Source organism: Virgibacillus salinus, from assembly GCF_900102415.1.
Lineage (GTDB): Bacteria > Bacillota > Bacilli > Bacillales > Amphibacillaceae > Lentibacillus > Lentibacillus subterraneus.
In genome coordinates, this window is sequence record NZ_FNKD01000003.1 from 123238 (window position 1) to 143048 (window position 19811).

The 19811-nt window shown below is 36.1% G+C and carries 21 protein-coding genes and 1 pseudogene; 21 read left to right on the forward strand and 1 reads right to left on the reverse strand.

All coding sequences use genetic code 11. The features are described 5' to 3' along the window. Nucleotides 1-36 precede the first annotated feature (36 nt). The 19 genes and pseudogenes from BLS02_RS12575 to BLS02_RS12670 all read left to right on the forward strand — a co-directional run bounded on the left by BLS02_RS12575 (nucleotide 37) and on the right by BLS02_RS12670 (nucleotide 17178). Nucleotides 37-534, forward strand: coding sequence for a GNAT family N-acetyltransferase (locus BLS02_RS12575; protein ID WP_092493387.1), 498 nt, complete (start codon nucleotides 37-39; stop codon nucleotides 532-534). 438 nt (nucleotides 535-972) lie between these two features. Further along, nucleotides 973-1718, forward strand: a pseudogene (locus BLS02_RS12580) (SDR family NAD(P)-dependent oxidoreductase). A 104-nt stretch (nucleotides 1719-1822) separates the two neighbouring features. Further along, entirely contained in the window at nucleotides 1823-2662 is an 840-nt protein-coding gene (locus BLS02_RS12585; RefSeq protein WP_092493388.1) for a DUF4037 domain-containing protein, read from the forward strand. Between the two features lie 136 nt (nucleotides 2663-2798). Then, nucleotides 2799-3242, forward strand: a complete 444-nt coding sequence (locus BLS02_RS12590) for an SRPBCC family protein (RefSeq protein WP_092493389.1) — start codon at nucleotides 2799-2801, stop codon at nucleotides 3240-3242. 252 nt (nucleotides 3243-3494) lie between these two features. After that, entirely contained in the window at nucleotides 3495-3980 is a 486-nt protein-coding gene (locus tag BLS02_RS12595; RefSeq protein ID WP_092493390.1) for an NUDIX hydrolase, read from the forward strand. A 63-nt stretch (nucleotides 3981-4043) separates the two neighbouring features. Further along, nucleotides 4044-4529 (forward strand): hypothetical protein, encoded by a 486-nt coding sequence (locus BLS02_RS12600; RefSeq protein ID WP_092493391.1) that lies wholly within the window; start codon nucleotides 4044-4046, stop codon nucleotides 4527-4529. 156 nt (nucleotides 4530-4685) lie between these two features. Next, complete coding sequence (locus BLS02_RS12605) at nucleotides 4686-5249, forward strand: hypothetical protein (protein WP_092493392.1); 564 nt, start codon at nucleotides 4686-4688, stop codon at nucleotides 5247-5249. Nucleotides 5250-5929: 680 nt separating this feature from the next. After that, complete coding sequence (locus BLS02_RS12615; RefSeq protein ID WP_092493393.1) at nucleotides 5930-6268, forward strand: NIPSNAP family protein; 339 nt, start codon at nucleotides 5930-5932, stop codon at nucleotides 6266-6268. A 110-nt stretch (nucleotides 6269-6378) separates the two neighbouring features. Continuing rightward, nucleotides 6379-6723 (forward strand): DUF4260 domain-containing protein, encoded by a 345-nt coding sequence (locus tag BLS02_RS12620; RefSeq protein ID WP_092493394.1) that lies wholly within the window; start codon nucleotides 6379-6381, stop codon nucleotides 6721-6723. A gap of 648 nt (nucleotides 6724-7371) precedes the next feature. Beyond that, nucleotides 7372-7599 carry an SHOCT domain-containing protein gene (locus BLS02_RS12625; protein WP_092493395.1) on the forward strand — a complete coding sequence of 76 codons (228 nt, stop codon included), beginning with the start codon at nucleotides 7372-7374 and terminating at the stop codon, nucleotides 7597-7599. Nucleotides 7600-7628: 29 nt separating this feature from the next. Next, nucleotides 7629-9158: a multicopper oxidase family protein gene (locus tag BLS02_RS12630; protein ID WP_092493396.1), complete on the forward strand. Its 1530-nt coding sequence runs from the start codon at nucleotides 7629-7631 to the stop codon at nucleotides 9156-9158. Nucleotides 9159-9866: 708 nt separating this feature from the next. Further along, nucleotides 9867-10913 (forward strand): ArsR/SmtB family transcription factor, encoded by a 1047-nt coding sequence (locus BLS02_RS12635; protein ID WP_092493397.1) that lies wholly within the window; start codon nucleotides 9867-9869, stop codon nucleotides 10911-10913. A gap of 21 nt (nucleotides 10914-10934) precedes the next feature. Continuing rightward, on the forward strand, nucleotides 10935-12194 hold the full coding sequence (locus BLS02_RS12640) for an MFS transporter (protein WP_092493398.1): 1260 nt from the start codon (nucleotides 10935-10937) through the stop codon (nucleotides 12192-12194). A 13-nt stretch (nucleotides 12195-12207) separates the two neighbouring features. Then, complete coding sequence (locus BLS02_RS12645; RefSeq protein ID WP_092493399.1) at nucleotides 12208-12615, forward strand: NUDIX hydrolase; 408 nt, start codon at nucleotides 12208-12210, stop codon at nucleotides 12613-12615. Nucleotides 12616-12646: 31 nt separating this feature from the next. Next, on the forward strand, nucleotides 12647-13117 hold the full coding sequence (locus BLS02_RS12650) for a GNAT family N-acetyltransferase (RefSeq protein ID WP_092493400.1): 471 nt from the start codon (nucleotides 12647-12649) through the stop codon (nucleotides 13115-13117). 43 nt (nucleotides 13118-13160) lie between these two features. Next, nucleotides 13161-13700 (forward strand): P-loop NTPase family protein, encoded by a 540-nt coding sequence (locus BLS02_RS12655; RefSeq protein WP_092493401.1) that lies wholly within the window; start codon nucleotides 13161-13163, stop codon nucleotides 13698-13700. 226 nt (nucleotides 13701-13926) lie between these two features. After that, nucleotides 13927-14478, forward strand: coding sequence for a DUF4269 domain-containing protein (locus BLS02_RS12660; RefSeq protein WP_439144719.1), 552 nt, complete (start codon nucleotides 13927-13929; stop codon nucleotides 14476-14478). 56 nt (nucleotides 14479-14534) lie between these two features. Beyond that, nucleotides 14535-15356, forward strand: a complete 822-nt coding sequence (locus tag BLS02_RS12665) for a DUF2785 domain-containing protein (protein WP_175559493.1) — start codon at nucleotides 14535-14537, stop codon at nucleotides 15354-15356. Between the two features lie 19 nt (nucleotides 15357-15375). After that, on the forward strand, nucleotides 15376-17178 hold the full coding sequence (locus BLS02_RS12670; RefSeq protein WP_092493403.1) for a M3 family oligoendopeptidase: 1803 nt from the start codon (nucleotides 15376-15378) through the stop codon (nucleotides 17176-17178). Nucleotides 17179-17221: 43 nt separating this feature from the next. On the opposite strand, the gene BLS02_RS12675 is transcribed toward BLS02_RS12670, so the two are convergent. Next, entirely contained in the window at nucleotides 17222-18124 is a 903-nt protein-coding gene (locus BLS02_RS12675; protein WP_092493404.1) for a LysR family transcriptional regulator, read from the reverse strand. Between the two features lie 135 nt (nucleotides 18125-18259). Between BLS02_RS12675 and BLS02_RS12680 the strand changes: the two genes are divergently transcribed. Both BLS02_RS12680 and BLS02_RS12685 read left to right on the forward strand, forming a co-directional pair. Further along, nucleotides 18260-18793, forward strand: coding sequence for a flavodoxin family protein (locus BLS02_RS12680; RefSeq protein WP_092493405.1), 534 nt, complete (start codon nucleotides 18260-18262; stop codon nucleotides 18791-18793). Nucleotides 18794-19078: 285 nt separating this feature from the next. Further along, entirely contained in the window at nucleotides 19079-19600 is a 522-nt protein-coding gene (locus BLS02_RS12685; protein ID WP_092493406.1) for a GNAT family N-acetyltransferase, read from the forward strand. Nucleotides 19601-19811: the final 211 nt, after the last annotated feature.

Sequence of the window (19811 nt, forward strand, 5' to 3'; positions counted from 1 at the left end):
TATGTTAAACATGATTTCGTACGGGAGAGAATTACAGTGATAGTAAGAGAAATTAAGACTTCAGATGCAGAAAAGCTTTCACATCTTACGCAGCAAGTTGAGGGAAATTCAGAATATATGCTGTGGGAGGCTGGCGAGAGAAATAGTCTGCCAGCACAACAACGAAAGATGATAGAGAGTATTGAAGAAGAGGGGAACTCTACTATACTTGTTGCTGAAACAGGCAACAAATTAGTTGGTTTTTTAATGGCTTTTGGCGGTAAGGCGAGAAGAAATAAACATTCCGCTTATATTGTTATTGGAATATTAAAGGAATATAGGGGACAGGGAATAGGTTCAAAGCTATTGGAAGAGTTGGAACGATGGGCACTCTGTAACAATATTCATCGCCTGGAACTTACAGTAGTGACACAAAACGAATCAGGTTTATCTCTGTATCGAAAAATGGGCTTTACAACAGAAGGAACTAAAAAACACTCATTGTTTATAGATGGTGATTTTGTTGACGAATACTACATGTCAAAGCTTTTATAATACCTAATAGTACTGTTGTTAAGTCTGAAGATGAATCAGTCAGCATAGGGAATAAGTGAATAAATAATTCGTAAAAGTGCATTTAACTTATAAAGTAATGCACTTTTTCATTTGGAACATTCGTTATTTTTTAGAACCAAATTTCCATAGTGTCGTCTAAATAGGATATTATCTGAGGAAGGGAAGTACCTATGGGGAATCAGTATGAACAATGCAAAGATGAATTACTGGAGTTTTTAATGAATGAATATGGTCAGAGTATAACTAGACTAGCATTTACTTAAATTAAGGAGAAACAATTAGCTGAAGATACTGCCCAAATTGTTTTAGGTGAAAATTACGCTTACTTAATGCTAATGTTAAGGTGAAATCAGAGTTTAAAAGTCCTTTGTATGTTAGAGCATCATATAAACAGTGATTAAAAAAAGGAGTGAGGATATGTCGTGTTTAAACAACCATGCAATTCTTGTCAACGGGGCTAATCGAGGACAGGGGAAAGCTATTGCTCAGCATCTTGCCACGTTGGGGGCTATGGTAGGGGTTGGTGCCAGAAACTATGATGAGGCTAAGGTGTGGCTAGGATGATTGGCGAAGACCACGCCATTCCAGTTCAGTTAGATGTCACAAAAGAATTAGAGTGGAAATCAGCGGTTGATAAGGTCATACATAAATTCGGTAAGCTTGATATGTTAGTGAATAATGCTGGAGCTCTAAAACGTAAACCATTTACAGAGACGACCATAGATGATTATCAACAGTTGATTAATGTTAATCAACTTGGTGTTTTTATGGGGATGCAGGCAGTTATTCCACAAATGGAAAAGCAGCAAAAAGGCTCCATTATAAACAATGTGTCGATCTCTGCATTTGCTCCAATTAGCCAATCCTCTGTTTATGCTGCGACTAAAGCATCTGTGGTTGCAATGTCAAAAGCTGCAGCTATTGAATTAGGACCAAAAGGAATTCGAGTAAATATGGTTCATCATGGTGGAGTCGAAACTGAAATGGCTACTCATGGCAAACATGTTCCTACTTATTATGATTCAGTACCTTTAGGACGTATTGGACAACCAATTGAAATTGCTCGAACTGTAGCATTCCTTGCCTCTGATGAAAGCTCTTATTGTACGGGTACAGAAATTGTTGTAGACGGTGGAATGACACTGGGTACTTCAGTTGAGTAAATAAAATTATTAGTAGATAGATTTTAAGATATGAATTAGTACACTTTAATTAAAGGCTGCGTTAATTGAAGAAGTAAAAAAGGTTTCCGAAAGGGAGAGGTTATGTGAATTTAAAAATATTGGCATCAGATATAGCAAATATCTATGAACAAAATCCAAAAGTTGAAGCCGTTTTATTAGGAGGTTCCGTATCACGAAATTGGCATGATGAATATTCGGATATTGAACTATTTGTTTTTTGGAAGGGAGCCCCTTCTGACGAGGAAAGGAAGGGTCCAATCGTAGAATTAAATGGTAATATTATTGACTTTCACCCATATGAAGATGAGGAATGGTCAGAAACATTCATAACTCAGGGTGTAAAATTAGAAATAAGCAATTTTCTAACAGAAACAATTAACAAAGTTATAAGTGACGTGATCATATCTTATGATACGGATTTAGATAAGCAATGTATTGTAGCTGCGGTTTATAACGGAGTTACACTCAGCGGTGATTTAGTTATTAATAGTTTGAAAGAGAAAGTAAGTAAATACCCTTATGAATTAAGTGTGGCTATGGTAAAGGAGAACATTTTTTTAGGAAACAGATGGAATAATCGTGAGGCTTTACTTGAGCGAAAAGATTGGTTAATGCTTTATAAAGTGATAGTAGCCGTTCAAACCAATTTAATGGGAGTATTGTTCGGTTTAAACCGTCAATTCGTACACCATCCAGCCTTTAAGTGGCAAAAATATACACTTAGTTCAATGGAAATCACTCCTGAAAATATATCAAATCGCTTAGAGTCTATTTTTCTTGATGACCCAAAGGTTTCTATAAGAGAATTAGAGGTAATAATTGAGGAAATGTACGAACTAATACAACGTGAACTTCCACAAATAGACTTATCTTTAGTTCTTGATAAATCGTTATTCTTAAGACCAAAAAATAAAATAAATTAGAAATCTTGTTCTGGTACAATTGTCCAACTATAGGAGCAGCTTAGTGAAAGAATCCTTATACTAAGTAAAGGATTTCGATTCAAATGAAAAGAATGTGTATAATAATGAAAAACAAGAAAGGAAGGTTGATTTTACAATGGATACACAGGTAACTACAAAAATGAAAATACGTAAGTCAGTTAATGAGGTATTTGAAGCTATAGTAGACCCTGTAAAAATCGGGAACTATTGGTTTTCATCAAGTTCTGAAAGATGGGAACAAGGCAAGTCGGTTACATTGAGATATGATGAATACGAAGCAGAAGGGGTTATAAATATATTAGAAGTGGAGGAAAGTAAGAAAATCGTGTTTTCATGGGGAGCGGAACATGGTGAAGAATCGGTTGTTACAATTACACTAAAAAAGTTGGATGATAAGAGTACAATTATTGAAGTAACAGAATCAGGTTTGAGAGAAGATGACCCTGAAATAGTAAACAAAATGATTGGTCAAAAAGAAGGTTGGGTCTATATGTTATCTTGTTTAAAGGGTTATTTGGAATATGGCGTTAAAGATTTGAGAGCTTCTTTAATACATTAGTTATAATACTTCATTTTGAAAACAAGAACCTTCATTATTTCTTTTAGAAAAAAACGTTATCTTGTACATTTAACGGGTGCAATAGTTAAATAAGCAGACTGACTTAAGGTCGGTCTTTTCTTTTATTGTCCAGAAATTTTCGATTATGAATTGGAATATTATGTTAAGGTTAGAAGAGAGAGTAAGTTATTGACCTAATATCAGAATTATTGAATAAGAGAAATGGCAATTCTAATGAAGGGAAGAGGAAAAGTGACAACAAAATATGTGAATTGGGGAGACGCAAAAGTAAAATTAACTTGGAAGCCTGATACACAACTTCCTCCAAGAGAATTGATTACAAGCGTTCACGGATTTTGTTTTAGAGATGATAAGCTACTCTTAGTTAATCTAAACCATAGAGGGTGGGATTTTCCTGGTGGTCATATTAAATATGAAGAGACTCCTGAACAATGTATGAAGCGTGAAGCATATGAGGAGGGTTATGTTACGGGGAAATCACTTCTTTTAGGTCATATAGTAGTTGACCACAATGAGAACCCGGAATGGCACGAAAGTAGTGCTTATCCAAAAGTAGGCTATCAGGTGATCTATCGTATGGAAATTGACCAATTACATGACTTTGAAGCCAAGTATGAAGCGGAAGAAAGAGTTCTCATAAATCCAGGTGAAGTAATAGAATATTATCACGACTGGAACGAACTTTATCAAGAAATACTTGATTATTCTACAAGATAACAGTAACTTATTTCTTCTGTTAAAAGGGTTCTTTAGTTCAATAGGTTCAACGAAGAGGGTTTGTTGAATAGTAAGTTAGTATTGGAAGAAGCTAACGCTGAGGTGAGTATAGTGAAAAAGTTGACTATAACCAGCATTTGCTTAATTCTATTTCTTGGTCTAACACCGAATGAATATAATGCCCAAACTGGAGACGATACTGAAGATGATCTTTTAGAGTCTTATGCTGCGGCAGAAGAGATTATATTATACATAATTAAGCCCGACGTTGAGCAAATATTACGTGATAAGTATAGTGAGAGATTTATTCTTTGGCATTATGCTAATAAGGAAATAGTTAATTTAAAGCTAGTACACAAGAAGCTTGACCCTAGATGGTTTGAGATTACTGTATCAGTTATATATAATTTCAAGAATACTGAAGGTGAAATTACTGATGGTCAAGCTCATATAAAATTAAAAGTGTTACCGACGGTCTTTTCCCGTCATAATAAAGAAACAGAAATTAAATTAATTAACATATTCAACATAGCCGAAAGAGTTAAGTAGAATTAACTATATATGTCTCTTTCCATTAACGAGTCTAAGATTGGTCAAGAAGGTCGACATTATAATCGGTCTTTTTATTTTGTTAACTATTTCAGAAAATTATGATATTAGATAACTTCAAATTGAAACTTTAAAATATGTGTAACCGTATGTATATTGTATAAGAAAAATTATTTAAAAATTCTGGGGGATTACTTTGAAAAACTATTATTATCTTTAAGTGTAGTATTTGTTCTATTCGGTTGTACAACCGATGAAAATAATGATAACGAAGGAAGTGAAAATGCAACACAAGAAAATCAATCCTTAGAAGAACAAATTAAAAACATCGTAAAAGAAAATAGTTATAATCCAAAAGATATTGTTGATTATGACCTTAAAGGAAATTACATTTATGTATATTCTTATAGCACTAGGAACGGCTTAACTTCTATGCTGATAAAAAATAACTCAAATGGGCTGGAATGGGTTACTAGTTGGGTATCCATACAAACCAGTTCTCTTGGTCATAAAGGGACGGCCCCTATTGTTACGATTATTCAACCAGAAGACACTGATGTTAAAGATGTTCGAGTGTTTGGAAAACCCGCAAAACTAACTCAAACTACAATTGAATTTACGGAGGATTTTTCACAGGAAGTAAAGTTTTGGGTTTACTATTCTGATAACAAAGAGGAAGTTCTTGATGGTTTTGATGAAGATATAGAATACATTAAATAGTAAAGTTCGATATTACCCTTCTTTCGTTAACGGGTGTTTTTCTTGAATAAGGAATTGCGCTTCTTGTTCCACTAATAGCTGGAAATTGTAAGAACGGTAGTTGTTTATCGTAATCGGATCATTTTGTTCAATAGTTTATCTAAAAATTGAATTAGGTATTAAGCTTTTTAGGGGGTTAATGTGTTGGAAGGTAAAGAGAATACTGGTTACTTTAAGGCGAATAACGCTGAAGAATTGCTATTCGCATTAAAGAATAAAGAATCTCATATTATAATTCAGTAAGACTATAAAAAAGAATTTGAGGAAAACACGCAGCTGTCGCTTACTGAAAGCGAACAAATGGGATTTTTTCTGGGATTCCGTGGTACAGCAGGTATTTGGGGAGAAATTATTTTTCAATTTATCAATGGATTTAGTAAGGGAAGTAACAGCAAAAGAAAATTGACAGCAAGATTCGCAAATACAGCATAAAAAATTGAGTGAACAAGAGATTCACTTGTATTTGCGTCAATTGGAGTATTAAATTATAGGGTAGCTTTAATTTAACAATAGGTATTAGAAAAATGGCTCGGATATTTCACCAAAGCCATTTTTTACTGTGAATTTAATTGTGATAATAGGCTTGGCGAGTGCAAGCTTACTAGTATTTATTAATAAATAAAGAGAGGGGAGTAGTCTATATGTTTTATAGAAGGAAGTTATATATTGTAAAAAAGGAATTCGTGGATATTTTTAATGCTCATTTTAATAACACAAACTTACCGAATCAATTAAAATATGGCGCTCGTTTAACAGGGCGGTGGATGAAGGAAAATGCTGATAATACCGTAGAAATCTTTGCTATATGGGAATATGACAGTTATGAGGAATACTTAGAAGTTGAATCAAAAGTAAGAGGCGACATGGCTCACGTCAAACGAGTTCAGGACTGGTATCAGAAAAATGGTGGGAAAGAACATGTGTATGAGAATTATATATTAGAAGTCAGAAATGAAGAACTGAAATCAACTGTAAAATAAAAACAGTCTTGCTAGGTAACTTCCTAAAATGAATCTTTTTATTGGTGGGCAACGTAAGAGGATTAACTGGTTTATTCAAACAAGCAGTGGGGATAGGAGGTGGCTAGTGGATGAGATTACTTTTGCACATAGAAGGTGCTGCAGTTTTAGCACTAAGCCTTTTCTTTTATGGGTATAGCGAATTTAGCTGGATATTGTTTCTAATCCTGTTATTAGTACCTGATATTTCAATGCTTGGGTATCTATTAAATAATAAGGTTGGTTCAATTCTTTATAATTTTTTTCATACATATACTATACCGATAGCTATTATTACCTGTGGTTTCATAGTATCTAATCAGACTGTTCTGGCAATTGGTTTAATATGGTCAGCCCATATTGGAATGGATAGGATGGTTGGATATGGATTAAAGTATCCAACAGAATTTAAGGATACTCATTTGAATCGTGTCTAATTCTGTGTTCCGGGTTCTAGTACGAAGTGAAACGAAGGGTTGGTTTAGTAAAACATTACACCGAACGTTCACTACTTTATTATTCCAGAGTAACAGGGATTTCGTTTCTGCTTATGGCTGTGCTTGCCAGAAAAACCAGAAATAGAAAACTTTAATTGCGGACAAGATAAATTAGTTAGGATTATTCAAATCTCGAACCTGCAGGCTTGATCCAGGCATCCACTATTTTCCCAGGAAGGTCTTATGGAGGAAAAAGGGTGCACTGAATCATTATATAGGTGGTAGCAACAACTGAAGGAGTTCCTGGAAGTAATTAACCCTTGGGGCATTTAAACCGCATGTAACGGTCGTAAGCTTATGCGGTGGAGATCATTTCCTTATTCGTTCGTTAGTAAGATGTGTAATGGAATGAATAAAAAATGTTGTTATGTGCAAAATTTCTCGACATTTTTCAGTTACAATGACAGTACAGCAGATGAAAAGGGGTGATGACATGCATGTTATAGGATATGAAATTTTACTGACCAGTGGGTATTATGGTCATCATATGGATAAAATTAGTTGTTTTGGCGTTCGTAAATGCTTAGCTAATTATTTTTTTAACTTTATAAATACCCCTAATGGTATAAAATTTAAGGAGATGATTGTATGATGGGCAATATGACAGGTGGCGGTGGCTTTTATGGATTTGGATTCTTTACAATTCTGATTATCCTGGCTATTATTATCATTTCTGTATGGATGTTCAAAGGTCCGGATAATGGATCTTTCCGTTCATCTGGTGATAAGTCACTGGAGACCCTGAAAGAACGATTGGCAAAGGGAGAGATATCAGAAGAGGAGTATGACAGACTTAAACGGAAACTGAAAGAGTGAATAGATAAAAAACAGAAAGGTGACAAATTGTGTACAGAAAAATAATTGGTTCAATTTTAATAGGTGCGCTTGCTGTTATTTGGAGTGGCTTCTATTTCAATTCTGATTTTGGTATTTTTCAGAGTGAGACATCAGATGATGACATTGACGGGCGCACAAGTATCCTGGAAGTTAGTGCGCAAGAAGCGGGTGACCGCCCTGTACGAACTTTTGATCTAACCGCCCAGGAAACGGAGTGGGAGATCGATCAGGAAAAGACAGTTGATGCCTGGACCTATAACGGGAGTGTCCCGGGTGAGGCACTACGTGTCAAGGAAGGCGATTTCGTCCGTGTTCATCTAAAGAATGAACTGAATGTCCCTGTCACCATTCATTGGCATGGGATGATACTGCCCAACAGAATGGATGGTGTTCCTGGTCTGACACAGGATGCGGTTCAACCTGGGGAATCATTCACGTATGAATTCATTGCTAACGACGCTGGCACCTATTGGTATCACTCGCATCAGCACAGCTCAGAACAGGTTGACAAAGGATTGTATGGATCGCTGATTATTGAAGAGAAGCAGACTGAGAAACAAAATGACTTTGATCAAGACAAAGTTTTCATATTGGATGAATGGACAACTGACCAAGCCCAAAATCAGGGAATGGGTGGAATGATGGGAGCTGTATCTGGTGATGCTGAGGCTGATACAAAACAGGCATACGATACATTCACAATCAATGGTAAATCTGGTCAAGCAATCGAATCTTTAGTTATGACCGAGGGCCAGACTGCACGTATGCGATTTGTCAATGCAGGCTATCAGCAGCACCAACTTGTTTTTCCGAAAGGATCCATGGAGGTGATTGCCAACGATGGAGAAGAAGTCGATGGCTCAAAAGGTTCGTCAAATGTACTGGAGATTGCCCCGGGTGAAAGAATTGATATTGCCTTCACAAAACCGGACTCAGGATCAGTTGTCATCGGTGAGAATCCAGATGTTGAAAACGCAGAAGATCTGCAGATTCCTGTAGTCTCCCGGGAAGACAGTGATGATACTAGAGACAATGATCTGGCGGCTATTTCAGGACAATCAGTTGCCAAGGGGACTTCATATGGAAGTGAAAATCTAATTTTCGAAGAGCCCCCTGAACCTGATGTTACGTATAATATGGACTTAAGTATGGGTATGAACATGGGGGAAGGCATGACATTTCAGATTAACCAGAAGGTATTCCCGGATACACCACCCATTCAGGTGGAAGAAGGCGATATTGTGAAAGTCAATATCCAAAACAGCGGGCGGATGAATCACCCAATGCATCTGCATGGTCACCGGTTTCAGGTGATGTCCAAAAATGGCAATCAGTATGATGAACCTATTGTCAAAGATCTGATTCACGTCAAACCCGGTGAAGAATACGAGATTTATTTCAAGGCCAATAACAAGGGCGAGTGGCTGTTCCATTGTCATGATAATAACCATGCGGATCAGGGCATGGTAACGATTGTCGATTATAAAGATGTTTATTCGCCGTTTAAGATTGGCGGCGATCATCAGAATCAACCGTAAGTATGTGGAATACACCAGAAGAAAACTAGCTTTAAATCAGGGAACTTCTTCCTTCGTGATACTAAGTATCAAGGATGAAGTTCTCTTTTTTGGTGTTTTAAAGAAATCCTTCACAAATTTATTGGTCTTATAAAAATATCAGTCTAAAGGTTGAGTGAAGTTCATGCTCATAGCCGTTTTGGAAGGCTTAATTTTTACTTATACTTAGAGTATCAAAGAAACAAGGAGAGGTTCAGATGACTAACATATACGAAATGGAATTAGAAATCGCAAGTCGCCGTACGAAGTAAAGATTAAATTGAGATCGTAAATCATAAAGGAAATAAGGAGGGATTCAAAGATTAACATATATGAAGTGGAAACAGAAGTTGCGGATCGTCGTACGAAGTAAGCAATTAAACCGAGATTGTAAAATTAAAAGGAGGGATTCAGATGATTAACATATATGAAGTGCAATCAGAAATCATAAGTCGCCGTACCAAATAAAAATAATGAAATTGTCAATATCCTGTTCAGCCTAATACCGCATTGTAAAATATCCTCTTTTAGAAATACACTTCATTGATTGAACTCATCCTATAATAACCTCATTAAAATTTTAGGCGCAGACACTCCAATTTGGGTGTCTGTTTTATTTATATAAAATACATTCCATTTATATTGAATTAATTATACTATATGTATAGAATATAACTAGGAGGAGATAAAATGGATATATTTTCTATGAGAACTAAAGAAAGAGAAACATATAGCGTTCAAATAAAATATTCACTTTTATGGGAATGCGCACTAGGTATAGCGGCTATTACGAATCATTCCCTTGTTGAGACCCTTGATCTATCGAAGCAAAACAGGGAGAGGATTAAGGAATCCATGACTAAGGAAATGACTGAGCACCTGGAGTATGTACAAACACATAATACTTGGAAGACACTTCTTCAACTTTTGCATCAGGAAGATTTTGAGAATATAGCGGATTTTACTTCCTTTGTAAAAAAACTATCATCGGAGGAATTAAGAACTATAGCAATTCCATATCTGGGAAAAGAACAAAAAGAACTAATCAATCAGTTAATCCAAGGGTCGAATGATGCTCTTAAGAAACTTCAGCATATTACAAAAGAGAATACTTTCCTGCCTTCTTATCTGAAGTTCATTAGTAAAGTCGATACGGAAACATTAAAAAGCCATTTGATTGAAGTAATGTCTGGTTGGTATAAGGCAGTGATTGAACCTGATGAAGAAGAATTGGAGTCTATACTGATCAGAGATATGGTAGCAAAAGAAAAGATGATTGAAAAATTGGGACCAGAGGAGTTTGTGGAATGGGCTACAGATGGTACGCGTTATTATCCGGAACCAAGTGTATTTCAAGTTATTCTCATACCTCAATACATTTACCGTCCCTGGAACGTGGAAGCAGACTTAGAAGGTGTTAAAGTATTCTACTATGCGGTCGCCAATGAAAGCATTTCTAGTGACAATAAATATGTTCCGAAAAAAATGCTGGTGCAAAGGTATAAAGCACTTGGAGATGAAAACCGCTTAAAGATTTTGAAGATAATTAAGGAGAAAAGCTTATCCCTACAAGAGTTAACTGATGAGTTGGAGATGGGTAAGACAACAGTTCATCACCATTTGAAAATACTAAAATCAGCAAGATTAGTAGCGTCAATTTCACATAAATATGAGATTAATGAAAAAGCGTTGACTGCTGTACCTAAAGAACTGCAGCTATATTTGGAAGATAATTAATCTAAGCCAGGGAGGAATGAGATGGAATCTTCGGTCGGACAAGTCTATTCAGACGAAAAAACACCGGAATTTAAACGTAATTATCAGGTTTTCAGGTTTATCGGGGGAAATTTAATTTCTTTTTTTGGTGATCAAATATATCTAATTGCCCTTCCGCTAATTGTTTTAGCTTTAACAGGTTCTCCATTGAGTATGGGAATCGTTGCAGCTTTAGAAAGATTACCAATTATAATACAGCCATTTACTGGAGTTTTGGCGGACCGATTTAATCGTAAGAGAATCTTGATGGTTTGTGATTTAGGCAGATTTGTGACGATAGGTTTGTTGGGGCTATTACATATGATGAACTCGCTTTATATTTGGGAAGTTTACGCGGGAGCATTATTAGTAGGTGTTTTAACGCAAGTTTATAATACATCCCAGTTTGCATCAGTACCTAAATTGGTGCAGAAGAAAGACTTGCAATTAGTTAATTCTATCAATACAGGCATATTTCAAACGGCAGTTTTTATTGCACCAGGGTTAGGTGGAATAATTATTAGTATTTTTAATCCTGGAGTTGGTCTATTAATAAACAGCATAAGTTTCTTTATCGGTTTCTTAATCGTATTAAGTTTAAAGATTGATAGTCCCGATCGAAATGAGAATACTAGAGGTTCGAAAATCTTTGCAGATATTAAGGAAGGATTTGTCTTTGTTTTAAAGCAGAAGCCTATTTTGTACACCAATATTGCTATGCTTTTTTCTATTTTTGGAACGACTCTTTTTTTAACCATGCTGGTGATACACTTAAAGTCTTCAGTAGAATTAGATACAGTACATATAGGTTATCTGTTATCTATTGGAGGGGTTGCTGCAGTAGGCGGTGCTTTAGTTACAAATTTACTTAAGCGCTATTTTTCCTATAGAAGGATCTTATTTTTATCAGGAACAATCGGTGGAATTTCGATTATAGTGTTCAGCTTTTCGGATACGTTCATGTGGTTAGCATTGATGAATGCAGTAGGCACAATATCTGCTGCCATTATGAGTCCGTGCATTGTAACCATTCGTCAAACCTTAAGCCCTGATCATTTGTTAGGCCGTGTGCAAGCAACTAGTCGCTTTATGACATGGATATTAATGCCTGTTGCAGCTTTGGCAGCCGGGATAATTGCTGAACAATTTGGAACAGAAATTACGATACTGGTTGGCGGCATTATAGCGACAATTGCTTCGTTTATTTATTTACATCCTTCTCTTAAAAAAACTAATGTTATACTAAATAATATTGAAAATTAGAGGGGGGAAGTATATGACAACACCGAAGCATATAGTTTCTGCGGCAACCATTGTTTTAAATGAACAGCAAGAAATTTTATTAATTAAAGGACCAAAAAGAGGATGGGAAATGCCTGGTGGACAGGTTGAAGAGGGAGAATCACTGAGGGATGCTGCAATTAGAGAAACAAAAGAAGAATCGGGGATTGATATTGAGATAACCAAATTTTGTGGTATATTTCAGAATGTGAATGGCTCGATATGCAATAACCTATTTTTGGGTAACCCAATTGGTGGAGAACCAACAACAAGTTCTGAGAGTTTAGAAGTTGGATATTTTCCAATTAAACAAGCAATAGAAATGGTAACTTGGAATAATTTTCGGCAAAGAATCCAGTATTGTTTAAACCAAAATATGCATCCTTTCTTGGTTGAGTTTTAAGGTATTATTGAAAATAAAGGAGAGTACATATATGTCTGTAAAATTAGCTCGTATGAATGAAGAGGCTTTTAATCAGTATTATAATAGCGCAATACAAGAATATGCTAATGAACATGTGAAAGCAGGAAACTGGGGTGAAGAAGAGGCTTTTGATAAAGCCAAGAAACAGTTTGAGCAGCTGTTACCGGATGGGTTAGAAACGAACGCTCATGTACTTTTTTCTATTATGTATGGCAATGAAACGATCGGGACATTATGGCTGAACATAAAATCAAAACAGCATGAAAAACATGCGTTTATTTATGACATTAAACTGGATGATAAGCAACGTGGCAAAGGATATGGAAAAGCAACGATGATAGCGATTGAGGAGTATGCGAAGTCAGAAAACATCAATCAAATAAGCTTACACGTGTTTGCACATAATGAAAGAGCATTCGCGCTATACGAGAAAATGGGTTATAAAGCTAAAAGCTATAACATGTCCAAAAGGCTCTCGTGATATAAGTGGTAAATTACAGGGTTGTTTAGGAGGCTGATTGAATATGAATCGCATCATGGTGATGGGAGTGTCGGCTGGTGTGGGGAAGTCTACCTTTGCGGCAAAACTTGGAGAGCAACTGGATATAAACGTCTATCATCTTGATGTCCTGCACTGGAAACCAAATTGGGTAGAAACTCCAAAAGAAGAATTTAGAGCAAGCCAAAAGGAGATTGTTGCCCAGGACAACTGGATAATCGAGGGCAATTACAATAGTACATATGACATTAGAGCCCAAAAAGCCGATACAATTATTTATCTCGAACTCCCTTTGATCGTTTGTCTGTATCGAGTTATTAAGCGATGGATCCTAAATATAGGAAAAACCCGGCCAGACATGGGAGAAGGATGCAAGGAAAAGTTAGACTATGAATTTCTGAAATTCATCGTTACTACTTATTCTTCTCGCAAGAAAAAGATGGAAGGTAGATTTGAAGCATTCAGGAAAACAGGCCCTGAAAAAACCATTATTAGGCTTAAGAGTAAGAAAGAAATTAAATCATATTTGGATTTAAACGAAAAAGGAAAATTTGGTCGGAAGTAGGAGTGGGATATCGACTTGAATTGCGGTAAATCAACTTCCACGGCAGGATATCGACTTGGAGCAGGGTATATCGACCTTCGCGGTGGGATATCGACTTGTGTTAGGATATATCAACCTCCGCATTAGGTTATCGACTTGAGATAGTATATATCAACCCCAGCATCAGGATATCGACCGAAATATTGTATTGGAAGGTAAGAAAATCTTTGTAAGTGGGGAAGGTAATGTGTTGAGTGGCTATAATTTATTCAAAAGGATGGAAACTGGTAATGAAATTCAACAAACAGCGTACAAAGCAGTTAATGAACTGGGCATTTTTAATGAATTGAGTATGTATAATCCAGTATTATGTGGAACGTTGCCGATCGGAATTGATGTCGAGGGTTCAGACCTGGACGTTATTATGGAAGTGCAAGAATTGAATGATTTCAAAGATCGTCTTCAAAGTCTATATTCCAGTAAAGAAAGCTTTAAAATCAAAACAACAACTATAAGAAATAAAGAGGTCATTAAAGCAAATTTCATCTTCAACAATTTTGAGTTCGAGTTATTTGGTCAAGATCAACCTGTACACAAACAACACGCTTATCTTCATATGGTTATTGAACTTGAACTGTTACAACAAGATAGTAAATTAAGAGAGAATGTAGTTAAACTTAAACAACAAGGATACAAAACCGAACCAGCATTTTGTGAAATTTTAGGTATTACCGGAGATCCCTATGCAGGTCTCATCCAATTTGGAGTTGAAAAAGGAATTATAACAGACGTATTATGAATGACAGGGACCACTGTAAAATAAGGCTGAGGACCAAAAGGAGCATAGAACCAAGGATGGAAAATGAAAAAGGAATAAAAGAGAAACTACATAATCTATTAAGTAAAACCCATATAGTCTCAGATGATACAGATGAATATAAAACAGTTTTAGAAGTGGTTAGTGTATTAGGGTCTACTGATGCAGAATTACGGGATGAACTAGGTTATCAGGCACTCATTAAATTACTGATACATAATAACTACCTTACAAACTATGAATTAAAGGAATTGTTAGCCAGTGCGACTTCAGGTGAAATGTTGTTTTATAAGCTAGGCGAGGTTGGATCAGATAGTGTCTTTCTCAGGTCTTTCTCTTCTTTATTAATCACTTTGTTGTTATATCGCGATAATCAAGATAAATTTCTTTCTAAGTCTGAGTATAATAGTGTTGTAGAACTTGTTGTTAGTTATTGTAGACTTGAGAAGGATTATCGGGATTTTGTTGAAGGAAAGGGCTGGGCACATGCCCCGGCACACGCTTCTGATGCAATCGATGAACTCGTAAAAAATCGTCATGCTGATATTGATTCGTGTATGCTGTTGTGGGAAGGGATCACGGAATTAGTAGTAAACGCACCATGTGTTTTTGCTGCTGAAGAAGATGAGAGAATTGCAACCCCAGTGTTGGCGATGATTGAATATGAAAAGGTTCCGTTATCGACACTTAGAACCTGGATGAAAGAAATACCTGTTTCAGAAGAAAAGTTGCATGAGAAGATTAATGTTAAGAACTTTTCCAGATGTTTTAGTAATCGATTAATTGTGAACGATTCATCGACTAACTATGACCATCTAGTAAAGGAGCTTGAACTTCAATTTAACTCATTATTTGTGTGAGCAATAGGGAGGCTTTGATATGGGTGGTGTTTTATATCCAGTGAATTGGAATTTAGATTCTCTTTTTAATGCAGGGAGTAATTCCATTCAGTTACAGGACCAAATCGAATACATAAAAAAAGACGTAAACAATTTTGAAGAAAAGGTAGTCAATTTAAAAGCTCTAAAAGATAGTGATGGTGCAAAAATTGTTGCAGAACTCATTCAGGATATAGAGAATATCAAGTTACAACTATCGCAAATTTCATCTTTCATAACTTGCTTACTTGCAGAAGATGTAAGTGATAAAAATGCAGCAATCTGGAAAGAGAGAGTCTCATCTCATCGTGCCCATTTTAATTCCTTGGTACGAAGATTTCAATTGGCGCTTGCTCTAACAAACGATACAAATTGGATAGATATAATAGAAAGTGAAGAATTAACAAACTATCAATTTCTGTTAGGAGAATGGCGAAAAGAAGCAAATACACTGCTATCAGACCAAGAGGAAAATACTATCTCCTCTTTAATGGTAGATGGCTATCATGGCTGGGGGGACTTGTATCATTCGTCAGTTGCCGAAATGAGAATTGATATTCCTGTTGAAGGAAAGGTTAAAGAACTCGCTGTCGGACAAGCAAGAAATTTACGCTCCCATGAGAACGGTGAAGTACGAAGACAATCCGCTGCTCTTCTGGAGAAAGCCTGGGCACAAAAATCTGATACTTTCGCAACCATATTAAATCGGATCGCAGGTTTCCGGTTGCAAGTATACAACAGAAAAGGTATTCAAAATGTTTTATATGAACCTTTAAAAGACAACCGAATGAAAGAAGAAACGTTAGGTGCAATGTGGAAAGTGGTGAACCAGCATAAACAACCCTTTGCCAACTATTTAAACAACAAGGCTAAAATGTTGGGGAAAGAAAAACTGCCGTCATTTGATTTTTGGGCTCCTGCCAACAAATCAATGCAAACAATAGATTATCAAGATGGTGTAGATTTTATATTGAATCATTTCAGCCGGTTTGGGTCTGAATTAGAGAATTTCACACGTTACGCTTTCAATAAGAAGTGGGTTGAAGCAGAAGATCGATCGAATAAATCAGCAATCGCTTTTTGTGCTGGATTTCCACTTTCTGAAGAATCGAGAGTATTCATGACGTATGGTGGTCATATAACGGATGTGTTAACCCTGGCTCATGAATTAGGTCATGCCTTCCATAATCATGCTATGAATGCTGTGGATCATATTAATAGACAATATCCAATGAGTATAGCTGAAACGGCTTCAACATTTGCAGAAATGATCGTATTAAATGCAGCCATGGAAGAAGCGGATTCACCTGAGGAGAGATTGTTTTTACTAGATGAGAAATTAAAGCGAAGTGTAATGAATTTTATGAATATACATTCCAGATTCTTATTTGAAACAAGGTTTTATGAGGAAAGAAAAAAGGGTATGGTTTCACCCTCCCGTTTAAATCAACTTATGGACCAGGCGATAGATGAAGCCTATGATGGAGCCTTAGAAGATATCCCTGCATACACTTGGGCTTCTACACCACATTTTTATATCACAGATAAACCCCTTTACAATTTCCCTTATACATTTGGTTATCTATTTGCATTAAGTGTATATGCAAAAGGCAAAGAAGAAGGAAAAGAATTTGAGGCGCGATATATGGCACTGCTAAGAGATTCAGGAAGCATGTCCATTGAAGATTTAGCAATGAAGCATTTAGAAGAAGATATAACGCAAGAAGGATTCTGGGAAAAAGGAATGCAGTTATGTATAAAAGATGCAGAAGATTTTATACAGTTAGCAGCGGAATTTAGATAGGTAAAAAAAGAGTAAGCTACCAAAACTTTGCAGCTTACTCTTTTTATTTAGTTTCAGTATTCTTAAGGGTCCTTCGGGTTAGTTCTATAAAAGATTGCAATGGTATTGTCATTAACTTATCTTTATGCCAGGCAATTTGAGTAAAAAAAGGTGAGGCAGGCTGTTTCCATTTAATCTCTTTCATTAATCCTTCTTCAATATCCTTTTCTACAGCCATTTCAGGTAAAATAGCTATTCCGAGTCCAGCTATTACACATTGTTTGATTGCTTCAATACTAACAAATTCAAATTTGTTAGTAGGGTATATTTCGGCCACTCGCAAGGTATTTTCCAAATATGTACGATAGGAGCACCCTGTTTCAGTAAGCAGAAGGGTTTCCTGTTCTAGATCTTTTGGGAAAACCTCTGATTTGTTTAGTAATGCGTTCCCAGGAGCAGCTACCAGCTTCATCCTATCTTGTGTGAGAGATTCAATTGTTAAAGCGTCTCCTGGCTTGAGGGTATCCATAATAAAAGCTACATCCAGATTTCCCTCAAGCAGTTTTTCTTTAGCCATTTCATCCGAGTGGGCTGGTTTAAAAATTAGTTTAACGTTTGGGAACTGATCTTTGAAATCTTTAAGTATTGGTGGTAAACGATACGTGCATTGGCTCTCTTGTGCTCCAATAACAAGCGTTCCTGATGGTTCTTCTAACCCACTTGTGACCATTCGAGCTTCTTCAGTTAGTACAAGTATTTTATCAGCATAAATTTTGAATTGCCGACCAGGTTCTGTGAGATATAATCGCTTGCCAAGTCGTTCAAACAAAGGTGTATCCAGTTCTTTTTCAAGTGCCTTAATCTGGGCTGTCACACTTGATTGTGCAAAATTTAATATCTTTGCTGTTTGTGTGAAATTTAAGGTTTCTGCAGCTGTTTTAAACGTAATTAATTGTTTAGTTTCCATCTTTCACCTCCATCAATCGTTATTTTCGATTGAATCAATTAAAATAATCATCTTTATTGATTTGTGTTTTTATCATAAGCTATAAGTAATCGAACAGCAAGTTAAAAATATTAAATGAAAAGGAGCATGTGCTTTATGTCTATTGCAGTTATTTATGGAGGTACCCGCGAAAATGGAAATACGGAAATTCTAACTGAGCAAGCTGTCCAGGGATTATCTGTAGAAAAAATTTATCTGAGAAATTATGATATTCATTCTATTGAAGATCTGCGCCATACCCAAGGAGGATTTTATGAAGTTGATGATGATTATAATTCAATCATTGATCGAATTATACCGCATGACATTCTTGTGTTTGCTACTCCGATCTATTGGTTCGGCATGTCGGGAACACTGAAGAACTTTATTGATCGCTGGTCTCAAACAATGAGGGATGCAAGCTATCCTGACTTTAAAAATAGTATGGCTGCTAAAAAAGCCTATGTCATTACGGTAGGAGGAGATAACCCCTACTTAAAAGGGTTACCTCTAATTCAGCAATTTCAATATATCTTTGATTTTATAGGCACTTCATTTGAGGACTATATTATTGGAGAAGCAAACAGACCCGGCGATATTTTTCAAGATAAAAAAGCTTTATTCTCAGCTAATCAATTACTGCGGAAATAAAACGGGGAGGATTCTTATTTTCTCCTGGCGTAGGTCTTATTCCTTGAGTGGATTAATGCTTCTAGGTTTATTATAAGTATGTAAGCCTAGGGTGAATAACTAATTTAATAAAAGAGACAACATCATTTTATTTGTCATGGTGTTGTCTTTTTATTTATTCAATAATTAAAGTGGAGCACAAATATAAACGAGACAAATGATATAATGAGAGTGTTGTGGAGTTAGAAATATATTAATCACATACGCAGGTGAAAACTCTACATTAATAGTTAAAAGGAGATTCCCATGAATACTTATTTCATCAAATTAAAGGAACCTACACCAACCATAGTGAAAATGTTTAACCAGTGGGAAAACGACCCCAACTTGGTCCCGTTGACTCGACCCAATCGAAATAAAGTCGACGTAGAGCGACATGTAATAACTATGGATGACATTACACAAAGACTCGAACACCATCACATCTACTTAATTTATCTAGATGACAAGTTAATCGGGGAAATGAACTATATGGTTGATCCCCCACACCTTTACCAAAAAAAGCCTGGGGCTGCCTGGATAGGAATTACGATTGGTGAACCCGAAGCAAGGGGGAAAGGGATTGGGTATAGGGCAATCCAATTTTTAGAGGAACAAGTCAAGCGGAAAGGTCTGAAGCGAATTGAACTGGGTGTGTTTGAATTTAACATGCAGGCACACAAGCTGTATAAGAAATTGGGCTACCAGGAAATTGGCTCGATCCATGATTTTACTTTTTGGCAAAATAGAATGTGGTCTGATATTCGTATGGAGAAGGTTTTGGGTTGAGAATGGATTTATAACGAGTTCCGTAAACTATCGTACTTAATAAAACATGTATACTGATGAACTGGAGGATCCTCTTCCGTTATTTTCCTTTTTAATCCTTATATTCGATGATTTTGTGCTTTTAACGGAATGAGGATTCACATTGATGACCTCGTTTGTAATTTGCATTGTAAAATCGACATTTTTTGTTTACTATTTCAGAAAATTGAGA